We start from the raw sequence: 9,829 nt of genomic DNA on the forward strand, positions 1-9,829 counted from the left end.
CGAGCTCACGAACACCCTGTTTCAGATGCGTCTTACGAGACGCGTCGTCGCGACTTGTCTTCTCTTCGCGAGTTGTCTTCCAGAACTGGCCCCGCCGCACCATCTGATGCGATGGCAGCCGGTCGGTACGGCGGGCCACAATGATCCTCTCACTCAGGCGGTAGTTTCATGACGCAGGTCGATTCCTCCCGTATGGCCAATGCAATCCGCGCGCTGGCGATGGACGCCGTGGAGAAGGCGAAATCCGGCCATCCCGGCCTGCCGATGGGCGCCGCCGACATCGCCACCGTGTTGTTCACCCAGTTCCTGAAATTCGACGCCGAGGACCCGCGCTGGCCGGATCGCGACCGCTTCATCCTGTCTGCCGGGCACGGCTCGATGCTGCTCTACGCGCTGTTCTATCTGACCGGCAACGAGGACGTCACGCTCGACCAGATCAAGAATTTCCGCCAGCTCGACTCCAAAACCCCGGGCCATCCGGAGAATTTCATCACCGCCGGCGTCGAGACCACCACCGGCCCGCTCGGCCAGGGCGTCGCGTCGTCGGTCGGCACCGCATTGGCCGAACGGCTGTTGGCGGCGGAATTCGGCGACGACATCGTCGACCACACCACTTACGTGCTGTGCTCCGACGGCGACCTGATGGAGGGCGTCAGCCACGAGGCGATCGCGCTCGCCGGCCATCTCAGACTGTCGAAGCTGATCTTTCTCTATGACGACAACGGCATCTCGATCGACGGCCCGCTGACCTTGTCCGACAGCGTCGACCAGGTCGCCCGCTTCAAGGCGCACGGCTGGAACGCGGTGCAAATCGACGGCCACGACCAGAAGGCGATCGCGGAGGCGATCAAACAGGCGCAGACCTCCGACCGGCCGACGATGATCGCCTGCAAGACCACGATCGGGTTCGGCGCCCCGCACAAGGCCGGCACCTCGAAGGCCCACGGCGAGCCGCTCGGGGCCGAAGAATTGGCCGGCGCCAAGAAAGCGCTGGGCTGGAATTACGGCCCGTTCGAAATTCCCGAGGACGTGCTGCACGCCTGGCGCAATGTCGGCCGCGAAGGCGCCAGCGCCCACGCCGACTGGCGGCAGCGCTTCGAGACGATGGAGGAGACCAAGCGCAGCGAATTCCAGCGCCGGGTGGTCGATCGCAAGCGCCCCGAGGTGCTCGGCGACACTATCCGGGCGCTGAAGGAAAAACTGGTCGCCACGCCGCAGACCATCGCCACCCGCAAGGCCAGCGAGCTGGTGCTCGAGGCAATCGAGCCGATCATGCCGGAATTGCTGCTCGGCTCGGCGGACCTCACGCCCTCCAACAACACCAGGGTGAAGTCCGCCAAGGACGTCAAGCCGGGCGATTTTTCCGGCCGCTACATCCATTACGGCATTCGCGAAATGGGCATGGCGGCGGCGATGAACGGCATCTCCGCGCATGGCGGCTTCGCGCCGGCCGGCGGCACCTTCATGTGCTTCACCGACTATGCGCGCCCTTCGATGCGGATCGCGGCGCTGTCGCACACCCCGGTGGTCTACATCATGACCCACGATTCCATCGGACTTGGCGAAGACGGCCCGACCCACCAGCCGGTCGAGCATCTGGCGTCCTTGCGGGCGATGCCGAATCTGCGGCTGTTCCGCCCGGCCGATCCGGTGGAAACCGCGGAATGCTGGCAGCTGGCGCTGGAAAATACCACCGGCCCGACGGTGCTGGCGCTGTCGCGGCAGGCGCTGCAGCCGGTCCGCACCACCGCCCACGCCGACAATCTGTGTTCGCAGGGCGCCTATGAGCTGGTCGCCGCCGACGGCACCGCCGAGGTGTCGCTGTTCGCCTCCGGCTCCGAGGTGGAAATCGCGGTCGCCGCGCAGAAGCAGCTTTCGGAGGGCGGCATCGCGACCCGGGTGGTCTCGGTGCCCTCGCTCGACCTGTTGCTGCTGCAGAAGGACGAGGTCCGCCACGGCATCATCGGCGAGGCGCGGGTCAAGGTCGCGGTCGAGGCCGCGGTGCGGTTCGGCTGGGACGCGGTGATCGGCCCCGACGGCGGCTTCGTCGGCATGAGCACGTTCGGCGCCAGCGCCCCGGCCAAGGATCTCTACAAGCATTTCGGCATCACCGCCGAGGCCGTGGTGAAGGCAGCCACCGAGCGGCTGCAGCGGAACTAGAACTTCATTCCGCGCCGCGCGGTCGGCGGAGCATGGCCGCCGCCAAACCGCGCCGGAATGATAAATTGCTGCTCCGCGGTCGCAGCCGCAGGTCACCAAGGAGCGAGAGCTGCGATCCAACGTCGCGGCTCTCGCACCGCAACGCGAAAACGGGACCGGAAAATAACCCTCACAACATTGACGCATTGCCAGAAGGCGTCATTCAGGGCATGAAACCGACCCATCAGCAAACAACAAAGTCTTTGGTCCCTTGAGGAGAAGTTGAATGGCAATTCGGGTCGCGATCAATGGATTTGGCCGCATCGGTCGTAACGTGCTGCGGGCAATTTATGAGTCCGGTCGCGACGATATCGAAGTCGTCGCCATCAACGACCTCGGGCCGGTCGAGACCAACGCGCATCTGCTGCGCTTCGATTCGGTGCACGGCCGCTTCCCCGGCACGGTGACCGTCGAGGGCGACACCATCGATATCGGCCGCGGCAAGATCAAGGTCTGCGCCGTGAAGGATCCGGCGACGCTGCCCTGGAAAGAACTCGACGTCGACATCGCGCTGGAATGCACCGGCATCTTCACCGCGCGCGACAAGGCCGCGCTGCATCTCACCGCCGGCGCCAAGCGCGTGCTGGTCTCGGCGCCCTCGGACGGCGCTGATTTGACCGTGGTGTTCGGCGTCAACCACGACAAGCTGACCAAGGACCACCTGGTGGTCTCCAACGGCTCCTGCACCACCAACTGCCTGGCCCCGGTGGTCAAGGTGCTGAACGACCTGGTCGGCATCGAGACCGGCTTCATGACCACGATCCACGCCTATACCGGCGACCAGCCGACGCTCGACACCATGCACAAGGACCTCTACCGCGGCCGGGCTGCTGCGATGTCGATGATCCCGACCTCCACGGGGGCCGCCAAGGCGATCGGCCTGGTGCTGCCGGAACTGAAGGGCAAGCTCGACGGCGTCGCGATCCGGGTGCCGACCCCGAACGTCTCGGTGGTCGACCTCAAGATCATCGCCCAGCGCGCCACCACCAAGGACGAGATCAACGACGCCATGAAGCGCGCCGCCGAGCAGCAGCTCAAGGGCATCCTCGGCTACACCGACGCGCCCAACGTCTCGATCGACTTCAACCACGACCCGCACTCGTCCACCTTCCACATGGACCAGACCAAGGTGCAGAACGGCACCTCGGTGCGGGTGATGTCCTGGTACGACAATGAGTGGGGCTTCTCCAACCGCATGGCCGACACCGCCGTGGCGATGGGCAAGCTGATCTGACAAGATAGCGACGACACCGACGGACCCTTGAAGCGAGGATCATGGCGGACGCGACGGATAGCACACCGAGATTCGAGGAGCTGGTCGGCTTAGTGAAGACCAGCTTCCCGGATCTTCGTTGTCTCCGCTGCGGCCACGATCAGTTCTATCTCGCTGATCAAGGGACCGACGCGTTTCATTCCAGCCTTATTGATGATCCTCTTAAGCCGGTTATCACGCTAGCTTGCACGCGTTGCGGCCATCTTGAACAACACTTGACCAGTCTGCTGCGTAAGGCCAGCAAACCTATACCCAAGGACTGAGACCATGGTCGAAGTTCTTCGTTTTCCCGGCAGAAGCGGGGCTCAGTCTGGAGGCGGCCCGGAGGATCCGATGCTTGAATCGCGGGTGGCCGGCATCGAAGACGATATGAAAGACGTCAAAGCGTCGCTCCGATCGATCGAGATCATCCTGGCGAAGATCGAAGGCCGCCTCAGCGGCCTCGAAGGTCGTCTGACCGGCATCGAAGGTCGGCTCAGCGGCATCGACGCGCGGTTCTCTAGCCTGCCCACGACCTGGACCATGCTCACCATTATTTTCGCAACCTGGGGCATAGGCTCCGGTATCCTCATCTTCGCACTGAATGTACTCAGAAAATGACAAAATCATTCCGCACCCTCGATGATGCCGAGCTGAAGGGCAAACGCGTGCTGTTGCGCGTCGACCTCAACGTCCCGATGGACGCCGGCAAGGTCACTGACACCACCCGCCTCGACCGCGTCGCCCCGACCATCCTGGAGATCGCCGACAAGGGCGGCAAGGTGATCATCCTGGCGCATTTCGGCCGGCCGAAAGGCGTCGATCCCAAGGAATCGCTCCGCCCGGTCGCAGCCGCGCTCGCCGAGGTGATCAAGCGCCCGGTCGGGTTCGCCGAGGACTGCATCGGCGAGGTCGCGGCTGCCGCGATCGCCAAGATGCAGGACGGCGACATTCTTTGCCTGGAAAACACCCGCTTCCACAAAGGCGAGGAAAAGAACGAGCCTGAATTCGTCGACGAACTGGCCAAGCTCGGCGACCTCTGGGTCAACGACGCGTTCTCCGCCGCGCACCGCGCCCACGCCTCGACCGAAGGCGTCGGCCACAAGCTGCCGGCCTATGCCGGACGCACCATGCAGCTTGAGATCGACGCGCTGAACAAGGCGCTGGAAGCGCCGAAACGCCCGGTGATCGCCATCGTCGGCGGCGCCAAGGTCTCCAGCAAGATCGATCTGTTGGAAAACCTGGTCAGCAAGGTCGACGCGCTGGTGATCGGCGGCGGCATGGCCAACACCTTCCTGCACGCCCAGGGCATCAATGTCGGCAAGTCTTTGTGCGAGAAGGATCTGGCGCCGACCGCGCTGCGCATCATCGCCAAGGCCGAAGCCGCCAATTGCGCCATCATTCTGCCGGTCGACGCCACCGTCGCCTATCACTTCGCGCCCAACGCGCCGGCGTTTGCCTATGGCCTCGACTCGATCCCGGCCGACGGCATGATCCTCGACGTCGGCCCGCGTTCGGTGGCGCGGATCAACGCCGCGATCGACGACGCCGCCACCCTGGTCTGGAACGGCCCGGTCGGCGCCTTCGAACTGCATCCGTTCGACGCCGGCACCGTGGCGGCTGCGCAGCACGCCGCGGCCCGCACCAAGACGCACAAGCTGGTGTCGGTGGCGGGCGGCGGCGACACCGTGGCGGCGCTCAACCAGGCCGGCGTGGCGGCCGACTTCACCTATATCTCGACCGCCGGCGGCGCCTTCCTGGAATGGATGGAAGGCAAGCCGTTGCCCGGCGTCGAGGTGCTGCGGCCGCAATAAGCCGCGCTTCTTGAAGCGCTGTCGGCCCGGGAGTATGTTACATGTAACGCTCCCGGGAGACGCGCCATGGACGACAAGGCCAAGCCGACGGACGCTGCAAAGCGCAGCGACGCCGCCAAGCGGGTCCGCAAGCACCGCGACAAGATGAAGGCGATGGGCCTGAAGCCGGTGACGCTGTGGGTTCCGGACGTCCACTCGCCGGAGTTCAAGGCGGAAATTAAGCGGCAGTGCCTCCTCCTCAAAGACGATCCGCATGAGCAAGAGATTCTCGCGGAACTTGAGCATTGGTTCGACCCTGAAGGCTGGAAGTGACCAGGGGCGATATCGTCCTTGTCGTGCTGCAGGGAGACTTCGGCAAACCGAGACCGGCAGTCATCGTCCAGGCGAACGCCTTCACGGATATCGCGTCGCTTGCCGTGCTGCCTTTGACGACGGAATTGCGCGACGTGCCGGCGCTGCGGATTCAGATCGAGCCGGACCCGAGCAACGGCCTGGTACAGCGGTCGCAGGTCATGGTCGACAAGATCACCGCCGTGGCCCTACGACGGGTGTCTCGCCGTATCGGCCGCTTGTCTGATACCGACATGACCCTGGTCAATCGCGCGCTTGCGATTTTCCTGGGTTTCGTCTGACATCCGTCGCATTTTCGGCCATGACAAGCCCCAGGAGACAGCGATGAATCTCACCGACCTCAACAAGGTGGCGCAAGCCATGGTGCAGCCCGGCAAGGGGCTGCTGGCGGCCGATGAATCCGGCGGCACCATCAAGAAGCGGTTCGACGCCATCGGCGTCACCTCGACCGAGGAATCCCGCCGCGACTATCGGGAAATGCTGTTCCGCGCCAAACAGCCGATGGCGCAGGCCATTTCCGGCGTGATTCTTTACGACGAGACGATCTGGCAGGACGGCAAGGACGGCACGCCGCTGATCAAATTGATCGAGCAGGCCGGCGCGATCCCCGGCATCAAGGTCGACGAGGGCACCCAGGCGCTGCCCAACTGCCCGGGCGAGACCATTACGCTCGGGCTCGACAAGCTCGCCGACCGGCTGGCGAAATATTACAAGCAGGGCGCGCGGTTCGCCAAATGGCGGGCGGTGATCGATATCGGAGCGGGGATTCCGACTTACGCCGCGATCCACACCAACGCGCACGCGCTGGCGCGTTATGCGGCGCTGTGCCAGGCCGCGCAGATCGTGCCGATCGTCGAGCCGGAGGTGCTGATGGACGGCGACCACGACATCGATCGCTGCTATGAGGTGACGCAATTCGTGCTCAAGGAAACCTTCCAGGAGCTGTATTACGCGAAAGTCGCGCTGGAAGGCATGATCCTGAAACCCAACATGGCGGTGGCCGGCAAGAAATCCGCCAATCAGGCGGGAGTGGCCGAGGTCGCCGAGAAAACCGTGCGGCTGCTCAAGGCCTGCGTGCCCGCGGCGGTGCCGGGCATCGCGTTCCTGTCCGGCGGGCAATCCGACGTGGACGCCACCGCGCATCTTGACGCCATCAACAAGTTGGGCGGGCTGCCGTGGCCGGTGACCTTCTCCTATGGCCGCGCGCTGCAGGCGGCCCCGCAGCAGGCCTGGGCCGGCAAGCTCGAGAATGTCGTTGCCGGTCAGCAGGCCTTCGCCCATCGCGCCCGAATGAATTCGCTCGCCAGCAAAGGGCAATGGACGCCCGAGCTGGAACAGAACAAGGCTGCTTGAACACCCATGGCCGCTAAACCAGCTCCTCCACCGCCGGCTCCGCGGCTGTATCTTGCGACCCCCGTGCTCGAGGAGGACGCCGCCGCGCTCGCCGCCAAGTTGCCGGCTCTGATCGAAGCCCATGACGTGGCCGCGGTGCTGCTGCGGCTGAAATTGACCGATCAGCGCGGCATGATCTCGCGGGCCAAGGCGTTGGCGCCGGCGGTGCAGAACGCCGGCGCGGCGCTGTTGCTCGACGGCCACCCCGAGCTGGTGGCGCGCGCCGGCGCCGACGGCGCACATCTTAACGGCGTCGAGGCGATGCAGGAGCATCTGCCGGAGCTGCAGCCCGACCGCATCGCCGGGATCGGCGGCCTGCGCACCCGCCACGATTCGATGCTGGCGGGCGAAGCCGGCGCCGACTACGTGCTGTTCGGCGAACCCGACGCCGACGGCCAGCGCCCGGCGCCGGACGCCATCGCCGAGCGGCTGCAATGGTGGGCCGAGTTGTTCGAGCCGCCCTGCGTCGGCTACGCCGCGACGCTCGCCGAAGCGCAGGAGTTCGCGGCGGCCGGCGCCGATTTCGTGCTGGTCGGCGAGTTGATCTGGGACGATCCGCGCGGCGCCGATGCGGCGCTCGGCGATGCCCGTGCCGCGATCGCGCAAGGCTACCAGGCATTGCTGGCCTCGCTTGCAAGACCCGCCAAGGTCGACCCGCAATGAGGTTGCCGACGGCACTGCAGGGCACGGCGATGTTGCTCGGCTGCGCACTGCTGGCGCAGCCGGCCTCGGCGCAGATCTCGCTGTCGCCGCCGGCGCCGATTCCGGTCGCGCCGCAGAACAAACCCGCCGCACCGCGACCCGCGCCCGCGAAACCCACAGCGAAGCCGCCGGCGCCCGCCAAGCCGAAGCCGCTCGCCACTCCCAAACCGGAGGCGCCGAAGGCGCAGCCGAAGCCGGCGCCGACCGCCGGCAAGAAACCCGGCGAGCCCGCGCCGCCGGCGCCGGCGCCCGAGCCGATCGACGAATCCCGCGTCGATCTGGTGTTCGGCGCCTATCAGCGCGGCCACTACAAGACCGCGTTCGATCTCGCCACCCGGCGCGCCGAGGACTACAGCGACCCCAAGGCGATGACCATGCTGGGCGAGCTTTACTCCTCCGGGCTCGGGATCAAACGCGATTACCCCAAGGCCGCGGAGTGGTATCAACGCGCCGCCGAGCTGGGCGACCGCGAAGCCATGTTCGCGCTGGCGATGCTGCGGCTGGCCGGCCGCGGCGGCCCGGCCAATCGCGAGGACGCCGCGCGCTGGCTCGCCTCCTCCGCCAAGCTCGGCAATCCGAAGGCGGCGTATAATCTGGCGCTGTTGTATCTCGACGGCCAGACCTTTCCGCAGGACACCAAGCGCGCCGCCGAATTGCTGCGGCTCGCCGCCGACGCCGGCAATCCGGAGGCGCAATACGCGCTGGCGACGTTCTACAAGGAAGGCACCGGGGTCGAGAAAAACGTCGAGCAGGCGGTGCGGTTGCTGCAGGCCGCCTCATTGTCCGGCAATGTCGACGCCGAGGTCGAATACGCCATCGCGATGTACAACGGCACCGGCACCCCGAAGAACGAGGCCGCCGCGGTGGCGCTGCTGCGAAAAGCGGCCCGGCAGAACAACCCGATCGCGCAAAACCGGCTCGCCCGCGTGCTGGTCACCGGCAACGGCCCGCCGGAGGACCGCCTGGAAGGGCTGAAATGGCACGTGGTGTCCAAAACCGCCGGCAAGGGCGACCTGATGCTGGACGAGGCTTTGGCCCAGCTCAACCCCGAGGATCGCGCCAAGGTCGACGCCGCGGCGCGCAAATGGCTCGGCACCAAGTGATGCGCCCTTGACGCCGCCCGCCCGGCAGGGCAATCCCCACCCCTTCCTTTCCCACCAAGAGACCTGACGCTCAGGTCGTTCGGACCGAGATCATGCTGCATTCCGCCCTCATGAACGTCATGGTCAAGGCCGCGCGCCGCGCCGGCCGCAGCCTCAAACGCGATCTCGGCGAGGTCGAGAATCTTCAAGTGTCGATGAAGGGGCCGGCGAATTTCGTCACCCTGGCCGACAAGCGCGCCGAGGAGATGCTGTACAGCGACCTCACCAAGGCGCGGCCCGGCTACGGCTTCCTCGGCGAGGAAGGCGGCATCCGCGAAGGCACCGACAAGAGCCACACCTGGATCGTCGACCCGCTCGACGGCACCACCAACTTCCTGCACGGCATTCCGCAATTCGCGATCTCGATCGCCCTGCAGCGCGACGACCAGATCATCGCCGGGCTGATCTACAACCCCGCCAACGACGAGCTCTACATGGCCGAGCGCGGCGGCGGCGCCTTCCTCAACGACCAGCGGCTGCGCGTCGCCGGCCGCCGCCAGCTCAACGAATGCGTGATCGCCTGCGGGCTGCCGCATATCGGCCGCGGCGATTTCGCGCTGGCGCAAAAGGAAATGGGCGCGCTGCAGCCCAAGGTCGCGGGCTTCCGCCGCTTCGGCGCGGCGTCGCTCGACATGGCGGCGGTCGCCGCCGGCCGCTTCGACGGCTACTGGGAGCGCAACCTGTCGGCCTGGGACATCGCGGCCGGCATCGTCATGGTGAAGGAGGCCGGCGGCACCGTCGGCGAGCTCGACGGCGGCGATCTCCTGAAAACCGGCAACGTGGTCTGCGGCAACGAATTCGTCCACGGCGAACTGACGCGGATCCTGCGGCCGTTGAAGTAGGTTTCTCGTCACCTACCGCATGCGTCTCATCCTGTCATGCTCATCCTGAGAGCCTGTGAAGCTATTCGATTGGCGGCTCTCGGCGATATGATGTGTCGCGATCGCTGCGCAGGAGTGCGGTTGGTGGGGTGCGGT

The 9,829-nt window shown here is 65.9% G+C and carries 10 protein-coding genes; all 10 read left to right on the top strand.

The window, feature by feature from the left end:
• The first annotated feature begins 168 nt into the window (after positions 1-168).
• Positions 169-2,160 (top strand): transketolase, encoded by a 1,992-nt coding sequence (tkt, locus tag HNR60_RS22640; protein ID WP_184262419.1) that lies wholly within the window; start codon positions 169-171, stop codon positions 2,158-2,160.
• A 265-nt stretch (positions 2,161-2,425) separates the two neighbouring features.
• A complete protein-coding gene (gene gap / locus HNR60_RS22645) occupies positions 2,426-3,433 on the top strand; it encodes a type I glyceraldehyde-3-phosphate dehydrogenase (RefSeq protein ID WP_184262427.1) in 1,008 nt (335 codons plus the stop codon).
• 306 nt (positions 3,434-3,739) lie between these two features.
• Positions 3,740-4,072 (top strand): hypothetical protein, encoded by a 333-nt coding sequence (locus tag HNR60_RS22650; protein WP_184262429.1) that lies wholly within the window; start codon positions 3,740-3,742, stop codon positions 4,070-4,072.
• Positions 4,069-5,265: a phosphoglycerate kinase gene (locus HNR60_RS22655; protein ID WP_184262431.1), complete on the top strand. Its 1,197-nt coding sequence runs from the start codon at positions 4,069-4,071 to the stop codon at positions 5,263-5,265. Before HNR60_RS22650 ends, HNR60_RS22655 begins: the two co-directional genes overlap by 4 nt.
• A 66-nt stretch (positions 5,266-5,331) precedes the next feature.
• Positions 5,332-5,577: an antitoxin MazE family protein gene (locus tag HNR60_RS22660; RefSeq protein ID WP_184262433.1), complete on the top strand. Its 246-nt coding sequence runs from the start codon at positions 5,332-5,334 to the stop codon at positions 5,575-5,577.
• A complete protein-coding gene (locus HNR60_RS22665) occupies positions 5,574-5,897 on the top strand; it encodes a type II toxin-antitoxin system PemK/MazF family toxin (RefSeq protein ID WP_184262435.1) in 324 nt (107 codons plus the stop codon). Before HNR60_RS22660 ends, HNR60_RS22665 begins: the two co-directional genes overlap by 4 nt.
• A gap of 43 nt (positions 5,898-5,940) precedes the next feature.
• Entirely contained in the window at positions 5,941-6,969 is a 1,029-nt protein-coding gene (locus HNR60_RS22670; RefSeq protein ID WP_184262437.1) for a class I fructose-bisphosphate aldolase, read from the top strand.
• Between the two features lie 6 nt (positions 6,970-6,975).
• Positions 6,976-7,671, top strand: coding sequence for a thiamine phosphate synthase (locus HNR60_RS22675; protein WP_184262439.1), 696 nt, complete (start codon positions 6,976-6,978; stop codon positions 7,669-7,671).
• Complete coding sequence (locus HNR60_RS22680; RefSeq protein WP_246433070.1) at positions 7,668-8,813, top strand: tetratricopeptide repeat protein; 1,146 nt, start codon at positions 7,668-7,670, stop codon at positions 8,811-8,813. The genes HNR60_RS22675 and HNR60_RS22680 overlap by 4 nt, the downstream gene beginning before the upstream one ends.
• A 92-nt stretch (positions 8,814-8,905) precedes the next feature.
• Positions 8,906-9,694 (top strand): inositol monophosphatase family protein, encoded by a 789-nt coding sequence (locus HNR60_RS22685; protein ID WP_184262441.1) that lies wholly within the window; start codon positions 8,906-8,908, stop codon positions 9,692-9,694.
• Positions 9,695-9,829 lie beyond the last annotated feature (135 nt).

The organism is Rhodopseudomonas rhenobacensis, assembly GCF_014203125.1.
Lineage (GTDB): Bacteria > Pseudomonadota > Alphaproteobacteria > Rhizobiales > Xanthobacteraceae > Rhodopseudomonas_A > Rhodopseudomonas_A rhenobacensis.